16 protein-coding genes are annotated in these 20,015 nt (G+C 46.0%); 12 read left to right on the top strand and 4 right to left on the bottom strand.

All coding sequences use genetic code 11. The annotated features are described in order from the left end of the window. The first annotated feature begins 21 nt into the window (after window positions 1-21). The 8 genes from NWAT_RS13850 (at window position 22) to NWAT_RS13810 (ending at window position 10,124) form a co-directional block, all read left to right on the top strand. The gene (locus tag NWAT_RS13850; RefSeq protein WP_013221664.1) at window positions 22-732 is read left to right on the top strand and encodes a nucleotidyltransferase family protein; all 711 of its coding nucleotides are present in this window, start codon (window positions 22-24) and stop codon (window positions 730-732) included. Between the two features lie 18 nt (window positions 733-750). Then, window positions 751-1,890: a DegT/DnrJ/EryC1/StrS family aminotransferase gene (locus NWAT_RS13845; RefSeq protein ID WP_013221663.1), complete on the top strand. Its 1,140-nt coding sequence runs from the start codon at window positions 751-753 to the stop codon at window positions 1,888-1,890. After that, the gene (locus NWAT_RS15770) at window positions 1,880-3,277 is read left to right on the top strand and encodes a sugar transferase (RefSeq protein ID WP_013221662.1); all 1,398 of its coding nucleotides are present in this window, start codon (window positions 1,880-1,882) and stop codon (window positions 3,275-3,277) included. Before NWAT_RS13845 ends, NWAT_RS15770 begins: the two co-directional genes overlap by 11 nt. A gap of 7 nt (window positions 3,278-3,284) precedes the next feature. Further along, window positions 3,285-4,487, top strand: coding sequence for a glycosyltransferase family 4 protein (locus NWAT_RS13835; RefSeq protein ID WP_013221661.1), 1,203 nt, complete (start codon window positions 3,285-3,287; stop codon window positions 4,485-4,487). A 528-nt stretch (window positions 4,488-5,015) separates the two neighbouring features. Continuing rightward, window positions 5,016-6,557: a lipopolysaccharide biosynthesis protein gene (locus NWAT_RS13825; protein WP_013221660.1), complete on the top strand. Its 1,542-nt coding sequence runs from the start codon at window positions 5,016-5,018 to the stop codon at window positions 6,555-6,557. Between the two features lie 19 nt (window positions 6,558-6,576). Continuing rightward, complete coding sequence (locus tag NWAT_RS13820; RefSeq protein WP_013221659.1) at window positions 6,577-8,127, top strand: nucleoside/nucleotide kinase family protein; 1,551 nt, start codon at window positions 6,577-6,579, stop codon at window positions 8,125-8,127. Window position 8,128: 1 nt separating this feature from the next. After that, window positions 8,129-8,881: an AAA family ATPase gene (locus NWAT_RS15765; RefSeq protein WP_049773014.1), complete on the top strand. Its 753-nt coding sequence runs from the start codon at window positions 8,129-8,131 to the stop codon at window positions 8,879-8,881. A gap of 13 nt (window positions 8,882-8,894) precedes the next feature. Further along, complete coding sequence (locus tag NWAT_RS13810; RefSeq protein ID WP_013221657.1) at window positions 8,895-10,124, top strand: O-antigen ligase family protein; 1,230 nt, start codon at window positions 8,895-8,897, stop codon at window positions 10,122-10,124. Here NWAT_RS13810 and NWAT_RS13805 read toward each other — a convergent pair. Then, the gene (locus tag NWAT_RS13805) at window positions 10,108-10,290 is read right to left on the bottom strand and encodes a hypothetical protein (RefSeq protein WP_013221656.1); all 183 of its coding nucleotides are present in this window, start codon (window positions 10,288-10,290) and stop codon (window positions 10,108-10,110) included. The genes NWAT_RS13810 and NWAT_RS13805 overlap by 17 nt on opposite strands. A gap of 193 nt (window positions 10,291-10,483) precedes the next feature. Between NWAT_RS13805 and NWAT_RS13800 the strand changes: the two genes are divergently transcribed. Continuing rightward, the gene (locus tag NWAT_RS13800) at window positions 10,484-11,962 is read left to right on the top strand and encodes a GumC family protein (protein ID WP_013221655.1); all 1,479 of its coding nucleotides are present in this window, start codon (window positions 10,484-10,486) and stop codon (window positions 11,960-11,962) included. Between the two features lie 29 nt (window positions 11,963-11,991). Further along, the gene (locus NWAT_RS15760) at window positions 11,992-13,494 is read left to right on the top strand and encodes an AAA family ATPase (RefSeq protein ID WP_013221654.1); all 1,503 of its coding nucleotides are present in this window, start codon (window positions 11,992-11,994) and stop codon (window positions 13,492-13,494) included. 313 nt (window positions 13,495-13,807) lie between these two features. On the opposite strand, the gene NWAT_RS17650 is transcribed toward NWAT_RS15760, so the two are convergent. Continuing rightward, entirely contained in the window at window positions 13,808-14,002 is a 195-nt protein-coding gene (locus tag NWAT_RS17650; RefSeq protein ID WP_232420278.1) for a transposase, read from the bottom strand. On the opposite strand from NWAT_RS17650, the gene NWAT_RS17645 reads away from it, so the two are divergent. After that, window positions 13,976-14,407, top strand: a complete 432-nt coding sequence (locus NWAT_RS17645) for a hypothetical protein (protein WP_232420295.1) — start codon at window positions 13,976-13,978, stop codon at window positions 14,405-14,407. The genes NWAT_RS17650 and NWAT_RS17645 overlap by 27 nt on opposite strands. Here the strand turns inward: NWAT_RS17645 and NWAT_RS16840 are convergent. Both NWAT_RS16840 and NWAT_RS13775 read right to left on the bottom strand, forming a co-directional pair. Next, a complete protein-coding gene (locus NWAT_RS16840; protein ID WP_013221653.1) occupies window positions 14,338-14,598 on the bottom strand; it encodes an IS630 transposase-related protein in 261 nt (86 codons plus the stop codon). The two genes, NWAT_RS17645 and NWAT_RS16840, sit on opposite strands and share 70 nt — an antisense overlap. 312 nt (window positions 14,599-14,910) lie before the next feature. Then, the gene (locus NWAT_RS13775) at window positions 14,911-18,282 is read right to left on the bottom strand and encodes a tetratricopeptide repeat protein (RefSeq protein WP_013221652.1); all 3,372 of its coding nucleotides are present in this window, start codon (window positions 18,280-18,282) and stop codon (window positions 14,911-14,913) included. Window positions 18,283-18,739: 457 nt separating this feature from the next. On the opposite strand from NWAT_RS13775, the gene wecB reads away from it, so the two are divergent. Continuing rightward, window positions 18,740-19,963, top strand: coding sequence for a non-hydrolyzing UDP-N-acetylglucosamine 2-epimerase (wecB, locus tag NWAT_RS13770; protein WP_013221651.1), 1,224 nt, complete (start codon window positions 18,740-18,742; stop codon window positions 19,961-19,963). Window positions 19,964-20,015 lie beyond the last annotated feature (52 nt).

The raw sequence follows: 20,015 nt of genomic DNA, 5'->3' as shown, positions 1-20,015 counted from the left end.
GCAGATTAACGGAGAATGAAAATGATTGCAGTAATTCAAGCAGGTGGTAAAGGAACTAGATTACGTCCCTACACTTTAATTATGCCCAAGCCCATGATGCCAGTAGGCGATCAGCCGGTTATCGAAGTGCTCTTGAAATGGCTGCGCCGATGGGGAATTCATAGGGTATTTATCACGACTGGCTACATGGAGCATCTTATTCGCGCGCTATGCGGAGATGGTAGCCAGTGGGATATGGAAATCAGCTACAGCGCGGAGCCAGAGCCGCTGGGTACTATTGGCCCGCTACGCTTGTTAGGTGGCGAGATAGATGAGCCCTTTCTGGTATTGAATGGTGATCTCATTACCGATTTGGATTTAGGAGAATTTATTACTTTTCATCGGCGCCGGGGTGGTCCGGTCACCATCGGTACAACTCGTAAGGAGATTGCCATTGATCTAGGCGTATTAGATGCTGTTAATGATCGACTCACCGGCTTTCGAGAGAAGCCCAAGGAGGCTTATCGGGTGAGCATGGGAATTTATTGCATGGAACCCTCCGTGCTAGAACTTATCCCGCGGGGCGTTCCCTTTGGCTTTGATGATTTGGCCCATGAGATGCTAGCGAGGGATTTGCCCATTTATCTCTACGAGCATGAAGGGCTATGGATGGATATTGGGCGGGAAGATGATTTCTGCCGTGCCCAGAATGGTTTTCTCCGGGATTACAAGTCCCTCATTTTAGGTGCTTAATTTTTCATGGGATAAGTTATGAACCAGCCAATGCTTGCTTTGGGGGATCCTGTTCTGGGAGAGGAGGAAAAAACGGCGCTTTGCGCCGTGATAGATAGCGGATGGCTGACCATGGGGGATCGGGTTGGCGCTTTCGAGCAGGCTTTCGCCGATCTCCATGGAGTTGCTAGCGCAGTCGCGGTCAATTCCTGTACCGCCGCGTTGCACCTATGCCTGTGCGCTTTTGATATTGGGCCGGGTGACGAGGTTTTGGTGCCGGCCATCACTTTTGTGGCGACTGCCAATGCGGTGATATATGTGGGCGCTACTCCCGTGTTTGTGGATGTGGAGGGGCCTGAGCGGCCCCACCTCTCCCTCCAGGATGCGGCTGAAAAATGTACTGATAAGACCCGGGCGGTCATTGTGATGCACTATGGGGGTTATCCGGTGGATCTGCCGGCATGGCGGGAATTTGCGGATGAGCGGGGGCTAATCCTGATTGAGGATGCCGCCCATTCGCCAGCCATCGAAGAAGTAGGGCATTGGGGCGATGGGTCGGCGTTTAGTTTCTTTAGCAACAAGAATATGACGACGGCGGAGGGAGGAATGGTGCTGTCTCCCTCGCCAGAGGTTTTGGCGCGCGTTCGGCAGCTCCGAAGCCATGGCATGACGGCAACTACCATCGAGCGGCACCGGGGGCACGCCTATTCCTATGATGTGACCGCGTTAGGCTACAACTATCGTTTAGATGAGTTGCGGGCGGCGATCGGATTGGTGCAGTTGGCCCGTTTGCCAGCATGGACTACGCGGCGGCGACGCCTCACCGATAGCTACCGGCGTTTTTTTTCCGAGCTGCTACCCGAAGTCCATTTCCCCTTTGCCGCCGAGGAGCATACGGCTGCCCATATTTTACCGGTCCTATTGCCAGATGATGCGGACAGACAAAATATCATGGCGGCGCTACGCGCCCAAGGCATACAAAGCAGCATTCACTATCCGCCGATACACCATTTTGCTTATTACCGGAAGCGCTTTCCAAGTACGGTGCTCCCTAATAGTGATGCCTTTTTTTCCCGCGAGTTGACCTTGCCGTTGCATCCTCGCATGACGGAGGAAGAGGTGGAGCGAGTCGTAAAGGCCCTCCAGAAGGCTTTAAGAGAGGAAAAACATGACTTGTAAGCGTACCATTGACCTTTTGCTGTCGTTGCTGGGATTGGTGATTGCGGCCCCAGTCATGATCATTATTGCCGCTTGCGTCTGGTTGGATTCGCCTGGCAATGTCATCTTTGCGCAAAAGCGGCTCGGGTTGCATGGAAAGCTCTTTGATTTGTATAAGTTCCGCAAATTTCCTGCTCATTGGCGGGATGAAGGGCCAGGAGTCACGGTGGCGCGGGATATCCGCATGACTCGGGTAGGCGCATTCCTTGAGCGGACTAAGCTCGACGAGTTGCCCCAACTGTGGAATGTGCTCAAGGGGGATATGTCATTTGTGGGTCCGCGGCCAGAAAGTACTAAGTTTGCTGATTTGTTCACGGGCCGTTATCAACCGATTCTTAAGCACCTTCCAGGTATTTTTGGCCCCAACCAGGTGGCTTTTGCGGATGAGTCCCGGTTCTATCCGCCGGATGAAGATCCTGAAAATTTTTACCGCCGGTATTTGTTCCCACGCAAGGCGGAGGCAGATCTTGAATATCTGCGCAAAGAGAATTGCCTTAGGGATTTAAACTGGATAGCCCAGGGAATTGGAGCTAGCCTTCTGCGTGGATTGAATTGGCGCCATCTCATAGGAAACTATGGCTCTGTTTTAGCTATTGACTTATTTGTGATCGAGATGGGCTGGATATTGACCAACATTCTTCACTTCTCTGGTTTTCCGAACGGCGCGGATTATCAAGTATTGGTTGCCGGACTCTGGATTTTTCCTCTCGCTATTATTCTCGGCATGGTATGGGGTAATTGTTATCAATTTCTGAGACCGTATTTTGCATTAGTAGATATGGTGCGGCTAACTCGGGCTGTATCGGTGGGATGGCTGTTTGGGTCGCTGTCGCTTTTTGCCTATAGTTGGCACAGTGCTTCATGGTACTTGGTGTTTACCGCTTGGTTTGTTTTGCTGCCTCTGCTGCTAATGCCCAGGCTAGGGTTCCGGCTGTGGCATGAGAAAGCCATAGCTCTTGACGAAGGGAAGCACCCTCGGGCTGTAATTTATGGCGTGGGCGTGGCTGGCATAGCATTGGCAACCTGGATGAACCAAGAACGGGCGGGACGGAAGCTCATCGGGTTCATAGACGATGATTTTAAATTTAGTGGAAAGCAAATTCTGGGATATCGCGTTTTTGGATTTAAACGCGATATCCCGGTCATCCACGAAAAATATACCATTGATGAGCTTTGGGTAGCTTTTAATCCGAAAACGCTTGATCGAGAGCGGCTGCAAGCGTTATGCCGGCGGTATGGTATCAAGCTGGTAATAGTCGCTGATCTGGAGCCATTTTCTCCCATGACCGGCGACAATGGGGAGGCGCGAGGAGCGGGAGAAAAGAAGATATATGGGATAAGGGGGTAATAATCAATTGGAAAGAAACATAGCTGGGGAAGAAGCAAGAGAAATGCAGCCGACAGTATGTTATGTAGGTGGTGAAGATGTTCACATGCGAATTCCCTTACTACTGGAATTGCAAAAGCGGGGATTTGGCGTCTTGGCCCTGGGCTCGGAAAGCGGAGAAAAGTTTCAGGAGCACGGTATTTTTTATGGGCGCTATCCTTTAGAGCGCTGGATCACTCCGGGCGCGGATTTAAGAGCTTTAGTAAAGTTATTTAACCTATTAAGTAAGTATAAGCCGGATATTGTCCATGCGTTTGACACCAAGCCTGTGCTCATGGCGCCTCTAGCGGCGAGGAAGGCGGGGATTCGGGGTCGGGTATGCACGGTTACTGGCTTGGGCCAATTGTTTTCAACCGATTCTCTCTTATTTTCAGCCATAAAACCCGTCTATAAATGGGTACAGCGTTGGGCGTCCAATGCGGCCCAGGTGATGGTGTTTCAGAATGAAGTAGATCAGGACTATTTTCTCTCCCAGGGAATAGTACAACGGGAGCGACAGGTATTGGTCCGTAGCTCGGGGATTGACGTTGAAGCGTTCGCGGCGAGGGCGCTCGATCATGCTGAGCGGGCGAAGCTGCGGCAAGCATTGGATGTTGAAGGGCAACGCGTTGTTATTATGGTTGCCCGGCTAGTGAAGGAGAAGGGCGTAAGGGAATATGTGGAAGCGGCTAATAAGATCCGTCAGTCTGTCCGCGATGTGGCGTTTTTGTTGGTTGGCCCTATAGAAACGGAGGAAGTGCAGACAATTTTGGCCGATGAGCTTAGAGGTAATACCAACCCTGTCCACTATTTGGGGCAGCGTAACGATGTGCCGGCGCTCCTGGCGCTTAGCGATATATTCGTTCTGCCTAGCTATTATCGGGAGGGTGTGCCCAGGGTTTTGCTGGAAGCCGGGGCAATGGCGCTGCCTTTAATTACGACCGACATGCCAGGGTGCCGCGAAACTGTGCGGCAAGACTGGAATGGCTTATTGGTGCCGCCACGGGATAGTTCCGCATTAGCAGCCGCAATAAGCCAGTTGTTATCAGAAGAAGAGGAGCGGCGACAGATGGGCGCGCGAAGCAAGCAATATATCCGAGATCATTTTGGACTTTCGGGGGTGGCAGATGCCTACGCGGAGATTTATGCCAAAGTACTTGCTAGTCCAATCAGAGAGAAAGTCATTCGATGAGAGTATTTATTCTTTAATAAAAGAGTTAAATAAGGCGATGGAGTAGGGGAAAACCGCATCTTGAAGCTAGGGAAGATGGACTCGCCGCAAGGAATTAAGCAGTAGGTTCTTTTGCTACAATTTTTTATCTCGTCTATATGATGGGCAGGGACGCCATCGAGAGACCTTACAAATCTTGGCGCGCTTTAATTACACGCAGCTGGCAAACTTGTGTATTTATTTTCGATACAGGGTGTGGAAATGGAAATATGCTTCGGTAATTACAATAACCGGTCAAATCTGGATGTGAAAGGAGTTAATTTCTCGGAGATTAGTACACTCTTCAGCGGCTTTGGTATTCATCCGCGCTACCTTACGTTGGTGCCCCCTCTATCGAAGAATCTTCTGCCCGTGCTTTACTTTCTCTTTGCGGCCTTTCGCTGGTTGCGCTCCCATACACCTAGCCTGTTGAAGCTGGCGGGGATAGATCTGGCGCGCGCGCGCCCTAAAAGAATCCTTTAAATGGCAGGAGGGAAGGGGGGAAGCCGCATGAATTTTTCACCGTCAAGATGGGGTTCCGGCATGCCGGGGTTGACGAGCAGCACATTAACGGGAATGTTTTGGATGTCTATCAGCACGGGGGTGCAAGCTTTACTGCAGCTCCTCGTGCTACTGATTTTAGCGCGCCTCCTAACTCCTGCTGATTTTGGGGTGGTGGCGGCTGCCTTGATAGTGGTGGGCTTTAGCTTAATTTTTTCTCAGGTTGGCGTTGGGCCTGCGCTTGTTCAGCGGCCTATTCTTGAAGAACAGCATATACGTACGGGATTTACGCTTTCGCTGCTGTTTGGAACCGTATTTACTGCGCTTATCTGGATGTTAGCGCCAGCCATAGCGCTGTTTTTCCAGATGGAGACTCTGACCTCCGTAGTTCAGGTAATGTCGTTTGTGTTCCTTTTTCAGGCGATGGCTACCGTGGGCGAGTCGTTGTTACAGCGGGAGTTGCGTTTTCGCAGTCTAGCAATTATTGAGATGCTTGCTCTTGGTGGGTTTAGTCTGGTAGGTATTACCTTAGCGTTACTTGAACTAGGGGTGTGGGCTTTGGTGGCCGCGCATTTAGTTCAGGCTCTGTTAAAAGCAGCGTTGCTTTTGGGTGTTCAAGTCTACCCTAAAAAATTATTGTTGAATAAAGGTGCGGCGAGAGATCTGCTGGTTTTTGGAGGCGGTTTCACCATAGCCCGGGTGGGTAACTACCTTTCCGGCCAAGCGGATAACTTAGTAGTGGGGCGCTTCCTCGGCGCTGAGGCGCTGGGCCTGTACAGTCGTGCCTATTATCTCATGTCGGTTCCGGCATCGTTATTTGGGCAAGTACTGGATAGAGTGCTTTTCCCAGCAATGGCCAAAGTACAGCATGATAGCAAGCGATTGGGCCTTGCCTTCAAGCGCGGCGTTGCGGCGACCGCGTTGATCATGTTGCCGCTTAGCGTAGCTTTGCTGCTAGTGGCACCAGAACTTATTCAGGTGTTGTTGGGGTCCCAGTGGGTTGAGGCCATCTTGCCATTTCAGATTCTCGTTGCCGGTATGCTTTTTCGGGCCAGCTATAAAATGAGCGATTCCCTAGCGCGCGCAACGGGCGCGGTTTACCGAAGAGCATGGCGGCAGGTTCTCTTTGCAATACTTGTCGCTGTGGGCGCTTATTTTGGGCAAAAGTGGGGGCTTGCCGGTGTTGCCCTAGGGGTGGTATTGGCCATTGTGGTTAATTTCCTGCTAATGGCGCAACTCAGTTTACAGTTAACGGATCTGACCTGGGGTAGCTTTTGGGCCGTGCACGCGCCAGCGCTGAGATTAGCACTAGTGTTGGGCGCCGTAATCTGGGCGGTTGCTGAGCTATTGAGAACTTGGGCAAGCTCGCCTGGGATAATACTTTTCGCCACTGGCGCGGGCGCTAGCTTAGCGGGGCTGATATTGTTTCGTTATCTGCCGCAGCAGTTGGTACTAGGCGATGATGGCGTATGGATGTGGCGGACGCTTGCGGATTATGTGGGCGTAAAAAGCAAGCTAGCCTTTGGAACGCATGATATCTCAAGTCAATGAACGGCGAGGGGAATGCATTATGGCAGCGGTAGATAGGGGGGAGTTTAGCCAGCAAACAACCGGCCTTAAGGTGGTGATGGGAATGCTAAAGGAGTTAGAGAAAGCAAGCATTCGTTACTGTCACTGGAAGAGCAATGAGCATGTTCATGAAGGTATGGTTGGAGTTACCGACCTTGACATACTCGTTGACAAGTACCCGTCGGATGCTCTTAACCGGGTTTTGGCAGGCGCGGAATTCAAGCGCTTCGCAACGGTGCCCCACAATGCTTATCCAGGGGTGGAAGACTACTTGGCGATGGACAGGGATACAGGGCGGTTGGTCCACATCCATCTTCATCATCAATTGGTCGCTGGCGAGGCGCATTTAAAGGGATACCGTCTCCCGTGGGAGAAATTAATGCTAGAGACTCGCTATTGGGATTCCGAACACGATATCTACGTGGCTGAACCCAATATTGAATTCCTTCTCCTTTTGGTGCGCGCCACTTTGAAGTTGCGGCTGCGAGATCGCCTCTTACATATGCTCGGCAGAGATTATTTCCGAGGAGATTTTGAACGGGAATTTAACTGGTTGCGGGAACGGGCAGACCCAGGGAGAGTAGCACAACTGGCGGCGGAATTGTTGGGCCAAGAAGCAGCGGTTTCTTGCCAGCGGCTTATCGAGGGTTCCCCGACTTTTGCAGAGTTGCTGAACTTTCGCAAATTGAGCATGCCTTTGCTTAGAGAATACCGGACTTATGGTGTGGTGGAGGGTAAGCTGCGTGGTTTATGGAGAGAACTGCACTGGCTGTTTGGCGCGGTATCCCGGCACTATCTCCTTGGGCATGGGCTGTTTCGGAGAGTGCCCAGTGGAGGGGGCGTGCTAGTGGCATTTCTTGGGTGCGATGGTTCGGGAAAGTCTAGTTTGGCGGAGGACACCGCCAAATGGCTGTCATGGAAAATCGATGCTATGCCGGTTTATCTTGGTAGTGGTGATGGCCCCAGTTCTTTATTGCGCTGGCCTATGAAAGTTACCTTGGCGGCGCTGCAAAAACTAGGGCTATTACAAAAAAAACAACCCGCTGGGACAAGGGGCGATGATAATCGCCTGAGCAGGGGAAGAAGTCTTTTGGCTCTGGTAAGGCCCGCTTTAAAGGTTCCTTGGGCGCTAGCGCTTGCGCTTGAAAAGCGCGGCAAACTTCGCCGGATAACAAAGGCCCGGAATAAAGGCATGATAGTGGTTTGCGACCGCTATCCCCAAAGCCAAGTAATGGGTTTTGGAGATGGGCCTTTGCTTAATCATTGGCGCAACCACCCTTGGAAGATAAAACGGATTCTTGCTGCGTGGGAGGCTATCCCATACCAAAAGGCCGAGCTTTACCCACCAGATCTTATTATTAAGCTGCAGGTAACGCCGGAGACTGCTCTGCAACGTAAAGGAGAGATGGACATCGAGGAATGTAAAAGACGAGTCGAAGCGGTGAAAAGGCTTCAGTATCCACCTTTTACCAAGGTGGCTGACGTCGATGCCAACCAAATATTTGATGATGTTCTGCTGCAGGTTAAACGTTATATTTGGGAAGAAGTTTGAAGTGCGCTCTCCGGCTATAGTCGTGGAGTTTCTTGGGATGCCAGGATCGGGAAAATCCACGCTGGCGAGCCGTGTTGCTGAAATTATTGAAGGCAAGGGGATAGGGGTGCGGAAGGAGGCTTATGTCTTGGCCCATTGCGTAAGCCGGCGCCGGCGGGTGACGACAAAACTTTTATATGTATTGAGCGAGCTATTCCTTGAGCCTAGATACGCGCTTCGATCAGCAAGAGCAATTGCGGCGACTAGCCAAAACTCTACGATGGAATTCATTAAGGGGCTATTTAACTGGCTTTTTGTCACCTCGCTTGCGCGGCCAATAATGCGGTTTAATGGAGTCCATATGCTGGACCAGGGCGTATTTCAAGCCTTATGGTCTATCGCCTTTAGCGGCGGTCCTAATTCATTGACCCTTATGGTGGCCAAGCTGCTGGATCACATGCCAGTGCCAAACGTTATTGTCATTATGCATGTCGAGGCGCCAACGGTAGCGCGGCGCCTCGCTGCTCGCCAATCCCAGGATAGCCGATTGGAGCGGCTGCTCGAAAAAGATCCAGGGATCATGGCCAGATCGACGCTGCTTTTTCGGGAGACGGTAGAGACCGTAGAGCTTATTAAAGGCCGATATACAACGCTTGAAGTGGTGAGCATAGACAATAATGAGAATGAAGAATTAGAAACAAATGCCCAGGCGGTTGCGGAAATGATCTACCACAAGCTCGAAGCAGGTCCAGCGCCAAAGAAAGCTATTCAATGAATGCAAGGGTCTTATGGTAACTACTACTATAGGAAAAGGGGCGGTGGCGCGCCCGGATGATCGCTCCTCTATTTTAAAGCGCCTGTATCTCCTAGCCTTGGCGGTATTTTGCCCGATGGTCTATCCGTCCCTGCCTTTCAATACCGCTATTGTGGATTATATCAACGTTGCTTTTGGCGGCCTTTTTTTGCTGTATGGCGTGCTTGGCCGAAGAAAGCCGCAAATACGCTTATTATTTCCATTTACGCTTTTGGTTCTTGCTAGCCTAATTGCAATGTTCAATAGTCCCGTCTTGAAGATCAATATATTAACGCTAGTACAGGATATTTATTTATTCGGTTTCTTCTTGCTCTTATACAATTTATTAGATAGCGAGAGGGATATGCGCTTATTGCTTCGTATTTGGCTGCTTGTGGCGAGCTTAGAAGGCGGCCTTGCCCTGGCCAATATGTACGGGAGTTTTTGGATAGTGCCTACGGCGGATCCGACCCGCGCCAACGGCACGTTCGCAAACAGCAATATGTTGGCTTCCTATTTAGGAGTCGCTTTTTTCCTTAATTTCCAACGCTATTTTGATAGCAGCTTGCTTAGCCGAATGCTTTCGGGTTTTTTGATTTTTGGAGGAATGTTTGCTACCAAATCCATGAGTGCCATGCTGGGATTTCTACTGGGTATGATGCTGATAATGGTGGGGTATTGGTGGCGGGGAAGCGGGCAACAGCGATTGAAGCTTGGAGTGGGGGTATTTATGCTTGCGGCAGTAATAACGGTTAGCATGCCCATGATAATGCAGACGGAAAATCTCTTTGAACGGGCCCCCAAAAGTTCGGAAGGTAGATTAAAAATATGGCAGGCAGGATACGAATCCTTCCTTGCGCACCCAATGGGTATTGGTGCGGGAGCATTTAAATATATAGGCCATGGTCCCTACAATGCAGAAGGCGGGCGGTCGGAATTGCACAGTGACTATATGGGGGCTCTGGTGGAGAGAGGTATTTTGGGGCTACTCGCTCATCTGATTTTCCTGGGAACAATTATTAGTATGGCGTTGTATTGTCTAAAGCAGGCACAAACCGAGAGAGAGTTTTTTTGGGGGATTGGAGTGGGCGCGGTGGTTTTATATATTCTTATTGACTCTGTTACCCATGAAGTGATGCATGATCGGCATGTGTGGGTAATCTTTGCAATTATTGCTGCGGAGGAGAAGCTAATCAAGCGTTCCCGGGCTAGGGCGCAAGCTTAGTCCCGCCTAGATGGAGTAAGTGATTTTCATGGAGTTGGTAATAGCTCAGGGCGAAACAGCCATTATTCATCAGCCTGATTTTATGCTTTGAAACGCTCAATATGGAAACATTGCCCCCCTTGAGGAGAGGGATATCGGTTACCTGGGGGAGAAGCTGATAATTCATATTTCTACTCTGGAGATAGACCGCGCTGATGGAAAATGGGTAAGTTTTTTTTAAAAGTGAAGTGGATTAAAAATAAGAGAATTCCAGGATCTGTGCTAAAAACTGATATGGTTAGAAGAGCAAAGTTTGTATTATTGCAGGGCTATATGCCTTGGCGTAGTGGCGTAGGTAGTAGCTAAATGGTTATGGCATTATGAATAGCGCAATAGCGTCTAATATATCGCTACGGGATTTTATTCAGGTCGTTTTTAAACGGAAATTCCAAATTTTAATTTCCTTTATTGCGAGTGTAGGTCTAGGAATCCTTCTATCCATTATAGCAAAGCCCCAGTACGAGGCAGAAGCTAAACTGCTAGTCAATATTGGTCGAGAGAATTTTTATACTCCAGCAGTACCAATCAATGAACAGCGCAGCACTGTCTTTGTGCCGAACAGGGAAGAACAAATTAATTCCGAAATTGAAATACTGAAGAGTCAGTACTTAATTGAAAAGGTGGTGGACGCGTTGGGGCCAGCACAGATCTATCCAGAATTGAAAAAGACAGAGAACGCTCACGGACAGGAAGAAGCTATCGCCAGAGAGGTAGTCAAAAGAGTCAAGAATAAGGACCTTAAGGTGGAAAAAGTCCCGCAATCCAATGTCATCAACGTGAGCTTCAGGAATGAAAATCCGATATTGGCTGCAAAGCTGGTTAACACGTTAGTTGATTTGTATTTTGAGCGGCATTTAGACATGCACCTAAATTCAGAGACCTCTGAATTTTATCAAACGCAATCGGAAATTTTAGGTGAGAGGTTGAAGCAGGCAGAAGCCAGGCTCCAGTCCCTGATGAATCAATATAAAGTCAGTGCGCCGGAGACGGAACAGAATTTGTTGCTCCAGCAGATTGTGAAACTAGAGTCAGAGCTGCATCAAACGCTGACCGGGGAGGCGGATACGGAAAAACGTATTACTGAATTGCGACGTCAACTTGCTCGAGCACCCAGGACAATTAGCCTTTATGAGGAGTTTGACAATAGCCCGCCTCTTACCAATAGGCTTGAGGCAAAATTAATAGAACTGGAAATAAAGGAAAAGGAGTTGCTCGCCAAGTACAATGAGGAAAGCCGCGTGATTCAGAATATTAGGGAACAAATCCGAATCGTGATGGGAAAACTCGCCGAGCAGGGGCACCGACAACATAGCAGGAATCGAAGTGGCGTCAACCCAGTTTACCAGAGTCTTCTAGAAGAGCTATCGCAGGCTGAAGTTAGCCTGAGGGGGCTTAAGGCCAGCCGGATAAGTCAACTGGCGCACTTGAAGGAATATAAAAAAAGGCTTAGCGATCTCAATTGGGTAAGGATAGAATTTAGCAATCTCCAGCGTAAGTTGATGACGGATAGGCAAAACTACCAGCTTTATCTTACGCGTTTAGAAGAATCTCGAATCTCTAGTGCAATGAATGCAGAGAAAATTAGCAACGTGAGCCTGCTTGATCCAGCAAAACCACCGCTTAACCCTGTCAGCCCGAAGTTATTGCTTAATATTGTTTTGTCTATACTAGTAGGAAGCATTGGAGGACTGGCCCTGGCTTTCCTGTGGCAGTACGTGGACGACAAGCTGGAGAGAGAAAGTGATGTGGAGGAATTTATTGGGTTACCGGTGCTAGCATCGGTTCCTGAACGAAATTGATCGGGTTGAACGTAAAATAGCTGCAGCAGGTGTATTATAATTTTTATGGCTTTTCCGAAGCGCCGTTCGGTAATACTGCTGATCCTGAGTTTCTTTACCTGAATCCTTGTTACCGAGAGGCATTCGCGGCGCTACTTTATGGTGTCCACCACCGTAAAGGCATTATCAGCCTGATAGGGGAAGCAGGAACGGGTAAGACGACGTTGCTCAAGGCGCTGTTAAACCGTTTGGATGAAAATACCAAAAGAGCTTTTCTTTTTTACCCGGATTTACCGTTCGACGAGCTATTGATGATGGCGCTGGTTGACTTAGAGTTGGCCGAGCCTGAAATTTTAGTACCGCGCTGGAAAGCTATTAATATGCTCCAAGCTTATGCTGTCCACCAGCTAAAAGCCGGCGGTAATGTCGTGTTATTGGTTGACGAAGCCCAACGACTTAGCCGGAAGTCGTTGGAAAATCTCCGGCTATTACAGAATTTGGAGACTCAAAAGCGGAAGCTGATCCAGGTTATCTTATCGGGGCAGCAGGAGCTTGATACGAAATTAGTGCAGCCCGCGCTAAAGCAGTTAGCGCAGCGGATAAGCGTTAGAAGATATCTCAAAGCGTTGACGGAGGAAGAAACCTACGCTTATATAGACCATCGCTGCAAATTAGCCGACTGCTCAGCCAAGAAAGTATTTAGCCCTGGGGCGCTAACGTTGATTTGGCGATATTCACAAGGTGTTCCACGAAGAATCAATACCGTGTGCGATAACGCGTTACTGATCGGATATGCTCTGCAGAGGAAAATAATTGATAAAAAAATAGTTGCAGAAGCGGCGAATGATTGCCAGGAGAGTATCCAGTTGGGCAATAAGGCAGAATTAGGCAAGGACGAAAATCTAGCCCCAGAAACATTCTTAGGTAAGAGATTTTACTGGCTTACTGCCGTAACCATGGGTTTTGCTGCCGCCAGCATTGCTGCGTGGTTGTCCTTTCAGCAGGTAGGGGGGAGGGAGGTAGTAAAACAGGCCAGCCAGCAGGAAGCTACTAATACTACCGTTTTAACTGTTCCCGCGAAGAGGCAAGCTAATGATAGTAAAGAATTACAAAAGAGGACCCTTTTGAAGTCGCAGAGCAATTTGCCGGAAATAGCGGATGAGCAGTTGCCGAAACCTTCGGCAGAAGTTTTTGAACAAAGCTTAGTTGAAAAAGATGCCAAACTTTATTCCCCGCCGAGAGCCGTGGTCAATTCCCAGGTTACGCTACCGTTGTTGGAGAGTGTCCAGGAGCAAAAGGAAACTGCTTCCTCTGAACACGCCTCGGGTAGTAATCCTAAAGAAGCAGAGGATAGCAAATGGGTAATTGTAGAGAAAGCCGATACGCTGGAGAAAATTATTCAGCGGGAATATGGCGCTGTGAACTGGAAGTTATTTGCCGCAGTATTGCAGGCAAACCCAGATATCCGGAATCCAGATGAAATAGTGGTAGGTCAGGTTATTCAATTACCGCTAAACGTTGAAGAAACAAATAAAGGTGTAAAAACCCCTTAGCGAGATTGCGCGGTCACCGCTGTCTATAGCATTTCCTGAAATTACTGACTCCTTTGATAACCATTCCCGCACATCCCCCCTGTCTCCAACCCTGCTGACCTTCGGCTTTATACCGCCCTGCACCCAACTATACGACCGATGAGAATGTTTCTCAAATCTATTTTCAAAGTACGCAAGGTTCTCTTTCCCATGGTTTTTGAAAAAATGCGCAGCTGAGCAAGAGGGCGCGCTTTTTTGTGAATCTCATGTGACGGAAATAATGCCTAATCGCACGGGTATGGCCACGCGTTCGGAGCGTTTATAGTTATTTGTGTTAAGAATAAGACAATATAAGTTGATCGATTGACGTGTTTTGTGGCAATGATTGTCGCCTCTTTTTCATGCCGCCAAATGAATTTTCTATGGGATTGAAGTCCGGTGAATATGGCGGTAGCGGTATGACCATGTGGTAATCTGAAGCCACAATCTTCTGGATACGCTTATGATTGTGAAAGGAAGCATTGTCCATGACGATGAGGGTGGGCTCATGCAGCTCTTTCATCAAGCACTGCTCAATCGCTCAATCCATGTTTCAACAAGCGCCGCCGTGCATGAGCCTTCAAAGAGCATGGGCGCCAACCCTTCTTTTTTCTGCCCCTTGGCGGTGGTGAGGCTGTGCCATGATAAGATTAGTCCGGCGCTTGCGTTTGCCTGTGATAAGGCCAAGGATTTTGTGTCCTTTTTGCACCCATCCTGCATCACGGTCACAAGGGGCATCAAAGCCCGTTTCATCCATGTAAATCAGCTTCTTGAGGCCGAACATCCTATGCTCGGCAGCGAGTTTCTCAAGAAATTCTTGCCTTCTCATATTGCACCGCTCTTTTTTTTTACGATCTTTAACATTTTGAGCGCACGGCTTATAGAACTCGTGTGAACGCCAAAAACTTCCGCGCGTTCATGCAAAAACATATCGGGATGCTCCTCAGTGTGCTTCTTCAGAGCAGCCTTATCAATCTTACGATGACGAAAACCAGCCTGCTTGGGAGCCAGAGCATCAGCATTTAGCCAACGATAAAGAGTGTTACGAGAAAAACTAAAATGATCAAAGCGTATCTGGAATATCATTTTGAACCCAAAGGTGATAATAATTTTAGAACCGAACAATGAACGGGCCTCTCGACCCGTATCCCAGCTTTAGCTGGTGGTTGTTTAGTATACTTATCCTGCAATTTATGATGTCTCGTGGAAAATGCCCTAGCTTATCCTCACCACTAGGCTAAATAACTTTTTTAATAAGCCGTCTATGGTTTTATATTGGGAGTATCTGATTCTTTGGACCGCATCTTTGCCCCCATTTATCAAATCTCCAGGCAGAAACGGTTTTAGGAATGCAAGAATAAATCGCATTTTTTAAGGATTCTAGCAGGGCTTTCGAGATTAGAACTGTATAATACCCGTAATAACTAACCCATTCGCAGCATTAACTATATCAGCTCTATACTGTACGAAGAGTTCAGCACGAGAACGATATGACTCATAGCGCTTGTCATTAAATAAATATCTAAGTGAAATGCCTCCGCCCCCTTCCAAATAAGAGCTATTGCTGGAATCTGTACTTTGGTAGCGCCCGTCTACTATTATATGAGGAGTCAAAACAAAGTTATCTGCAATCTTAAATGAAATGCCCTGCCTTGCTTCCCCATAATAAGCTAAAGTCCCAGATCGTTCTGTAAAATAACCTAGGTCTCCATATACCAGCGAATAATTCCAAAAGTCCTTATTTGGCGCCCAATCAGTGCCTGAAGTCCAGCCATAGGTTGCACGAAGAAGCCAATTATTTTGGGCATTATCTCCAATCTTAAAAAGTCTTTCTGCACCAACGAATAAATTTTGTTTTTTAAACGGCTTATAGCGAAAGCCAACTCCTCCCTGAAGCGAGCTTCCTTCTATTTCTAGTGAATCAGGCTTATTGCTCCATAGGAAGCGAGTAAAGACTTGGAAAATACGTTCATCAAGAAAACCTATCTTTGGAGGTTGAAATGAAACTTGAACACCACCTTGCGAGGGAACAACACCCCCAACTACTGTTCCTTGGAAATTATCTAGATTTCCCGTGTTAGATCGATACATCTGATAGAAATCAAAATCTAGATGATTGTTTATGCGTTGAATGTCTTTGCGCATATGGTAGATCTCCAAGTCTATCTTATTCTGCTCTTGAATAGAATCGGCTGGATAAAGTGATTGAATATCAATTGCTCTCTTAAACCAGTGAGTGGCTCTTTCATTATTTCCTAACTGCATTTGTGTATAGGCGAGATCTTTAGCAATAGTCGAATTATCAAGCTGTTCTTCTGCAACCTTGTTCAACAGAGCAATAGCTTCTTGTTTTTTTCCTGACGCTTTATATACGTAGGCCAATTCAAGAGCATACTGGTTGTTAGATGGCGCTAAGTTTAGCGCCTTCTCAAGATAGGTGATTTCTTCTTGCAGATGCCCCAATTGGCGATGATAGAATCCCAATTGATAAAATCCCTCAGCTGATTCTTGGATCTTATTAGCTTGTTCCAGGAAGTGAATAGCAGCAAGCCAATTCTGTCTACTTGCTTCAGTTTTTGCCAACTCCTCTAGGCGAAGTACCTTTAACTTTTCTGTCAAAGCAGACTCATCAATGTGTTTAAGCATTGTTATAGCTTTGTCACTTTTTCCTAATAAGCGCTGAATTCTTCCAAGACGAACTGCTATCTCTGAATTGTAATTTAACTTCAACGAACGTTGCCAAACTTCCTCAACTTTTTGATACTCTTTAGCCTCAGCATACAAGTAGCCAAGCTCATTAAGTATATCTATTTTTTCTTCACTAGTAAGGGCTTGCTCATTATCCAGGGCTTGGCGCAAGTAATAAATAGCCAGCCCAGGTTTTCCTAGTTTTTGGTAAGCTTGGCTAATATAAATTAAAGATCTTGGTGTTTGTTCTAGTTTAGATGCCAGCAAAAATTGCTGCAGAGATTCCTGCTTCTTTTCTTCTTTTTCTAAAGCAAATGCTAAACTCTGGTGAATAGCAGCGCTATTCTCTCCTTTTTCAATAGCTTTATAAAAGGCAGCTATGGCCTCTTTATTCCTCCCTGATTGTTCATATAAATATGCTAAACTATTTAAAATATCACGCTTCTTTTCTTCAGATACACTGGATTTATCTAATAAGCTTAGATAAATTTTTTCGGCTGCCCTTAAATTCTTAACTTGTATATGAGATAGAGCAAGGCGACGAGCTATTTCAGGATGGTATCTGAGAGATAAGCTTTTCTCATATAACCGAATTGCTTCCTTTATATTATTAGTGTTCATATTTGCATCTGCAATAATTGCAAATAATTCAGCATCATTAAGATCGATTCTATTAATATGGTTTAATTTTGTTAATCCCCTTTTTGCCTCATTATAGAGGCCACGCTTAATATAAATATGTACCTGTTGCCTAATAGCACGTTCTTGAATGTCTATAGGAGCCTTTTCTTCCGCTTGTTTAAAGTTATTTAAAGCCTTAGTTTGATTCCCCTGTTTCAAGTACAAGAAAGCTAATCTAAGGTATATTTCTGGCTTAGGCCATATTTTTAATGCCTCTTTCAGTGTCTGTATGGCTGCATCGTAGCTTTTTTCCTTTTCTTGAGCCTGCGATAGAACCATCCACGTATCAAAATCTTTCTTTATCCCTATGGCTTTTTCGAATTCCTGGATGGCATTCTTAAACAAACCCATATTAAAATAAGCGAAGCCAATAGTTACATGGATTGCATATAGTTCATCAGGGGAATCAATATCAGAAATAATTTTTTTAAGTTCCTTAATAGCACTAAAATAGTCTCTTTGTAGGATAAGTAGGTTTGCAAGAAACTCGCGGTTTGAAATACTTGGATCAACAATAATAACCTTACGTATCCATTGTTCTGCTTTTGAATATTTTTTTTGAGCATAAGCAATCTCTGCTAGCACCTTAATGCTCCGTAAGTGGTTAGGTTCTAATTCAAGAACAGATTTAAATCTGCTTTGAGCTTCTTTCCAGTTTTTTCTCTCCTTTTCAATTTCTCCAATACCTAGCAATGCGTTACGTTTTTCAGTATTATTCTGCGCGGAGCCTAATGCATCTATATACGTATTAGCCGCGGATGGAATCTTTCCTAAAGCTTCCAACGCCATAGCTCTAGTAAAATGATAACGGAAATCTTTAGATGAAGAGGAAAAACGGTCAAGTATTTCTATAGCCTTACTATATTCCCTTTTCTGCATAAACGTATCAACCAAACTAAATAGTGCGTAATAGCGTTGATCTTCTGTAGCTGAAGGATTATCTGCGACCTTATAGAAATCTGCAATCGCGTCTTCTATGCGATCTATCTTTTGATTTGCCATACCCCGATAAAGATATCCAACAACTAGCCCCGATCTTTTTTGTAATAATATGTTTGCCTGTTGAATACAATTGTGGAAATCGTGGAGGTGATAAAGTAATTCTATATAGGCAATCCTAGTTTCGATATCCTGTGGGTTTATTTGCAATAGATCTTCCAGTAGGGCTTTAGCTTCTTGGAAGCGTCCAGATTCTACAAGCCGATAGGCACGGTCCAAGCGTGGATAGGAACGAAACTTTCGCACTAGTTCTTCTATCCAACTTTCATTTATTTCTGATTGAACAACTCTTATCTGATTATCTATATGAGTATTAGTGATATCTCCGCTTACATATCTGGAAAAAGTAATGAGAAGCAGCAAGGTTAGTACTGTTTTATTGAAATTCTTTAACTTATTCATTTGTGTTATCTTTTACTAAAACCTCTCTAAAAAATGCTTAGTCCTTTGCATCTAAAGAGTAGAGAAAATGACCAAAAGTAAATACGCTAATGAGAGCTTAAGTAGCAAGTTTTTTTGAGTGATAAAATTGTTTTCACAGCGACAAAGTGCGCACGCAACTTTATCACTCAAAAGCCATTAAAACTGCTTCAAAATATTTAAGAGGGTAGTTTTTATATTATTTCACGCCTGATTTACTGCGTTCGGTGCCAGGCATTAGTTAGGCAAGAAGAATACCCTCAGCTGGAATTCGATGGGTAGGAACAGCCTCTATGTCAAAAAAATATATACTATATTACAATAGAAGATAGGCTGTAGTAAATCTAATATTATTGATATTTTTTTCAGGATCAAATTGATATAAATTTTTGATTCACAATTATAATTATATAAGAGTATAACAAACAGGAATACCGACATGAGCATGAGAAAGTGCAATGCAGTAGCTATAATGGGCACGAGGCCTGAGGGAATTAAGATAGCTCCGGTTATATCCGCACTTCGTGAGCGGAGTGATGAAATAAATACAATCGTAATATCGACAGCTCAACATCGACAGATGCTTGATCAAGTTCTGTCTCTCTTTCAGATCACCCCCGATATCGATTTAAACGTGATGCAGCCTGATCAGACACTTAGCAACTTAACTGCACAGGTTATAGAAGTAATAGAAGTTACTTTGCAAAAACTGCACCCTGATCTCCTTCTAGTCCAAGGTGATACTACTACAGCTTTTGCCTCATCACTCGCGGCATTCTATCGTAAGGTTCCAATAGCTCATATAGAAGCCGGCCTTCGAAGTTATGATATTTATAACCCCTTCCCAGAAGAGGCAAATAGGAAGCTAACATCAGTTTTAGCAGATATCCACTTTGCCCCGACCTCCCTCGCGGCTAAAAATCTTATAAAAGAGGCCGTTCCCCGCAGTAAAATTGTAATTACAGGGAATACGGTAGTTGATTCTCTTAAAATATTTCTTAATACTCCATTTAATATTGATTCATCTCCCCTAGCGAAAATACCTTTTGATAACTATCGGGTTATGTTAGTAACCTCACATCGTCGTGAATCTTGGGGAGAAGAATTAAAAAACATCTGCCTTGCGTTAAGAGATTTAACGGATCGTTTCCATGACCTTCTCGTAGTCTATCCTGTACACATGAATCCAAATGTCAGAAAAGTAGTGATGAGCAGTTTGGAAGGCGTGGAACGGGTCCACCTTATTGAACCAATTGATTACCTTACCTTTATCAACCTCATGCAGCGATCTTATATTATTCTAACCGATTCTGGCGGTATTCAGGAGGAGGCGCCTTCACTTAATAAACCACTTTTTGTGCTACGTAAATTAACTGAAAGGCCAGAAGCATTTGATAGAGGATTAGCCAAGGTTATTGGTACATCAACAGTAGACATCGTTACCTCAGCAACAGAATTACTCTCTAATTTCGAAGCTTATAAAAAAATGTCACAAGGAGACAACCCTTATGGCGATGGCCTAGCCTCAACTAGAATAGCTGAAGCTATCTGTCGATGGTGGCGCGGTGCCCATCCACTGCTAGAATCAGCACAAGAATTCTCAACAACTAGGCCAGGAATTAATTATGAATCAATAAACCATTGGCCAGAAAGTACTACGTAAAAATACACTATAGAGAATAAGATTATAAAAATCATAAACAGATAAAACATCT

It is taken from the genome of Nitrosococcus watsonii C-113, from assembly GCF_000143085.1.
In the GTDB taxonomy this organism is placed as follows: Bacteria; Pseudomonadota; Gammaproteobacteria; order Nitrosococcales; family Nitrosococcaceae; genus Nitrosococcus; species Nitrosococcus watsonii.
Note: the sequence above shows the minus strand (reverse complement) of the source record. Positions and strands in the feature narration are given on the sequence as shown.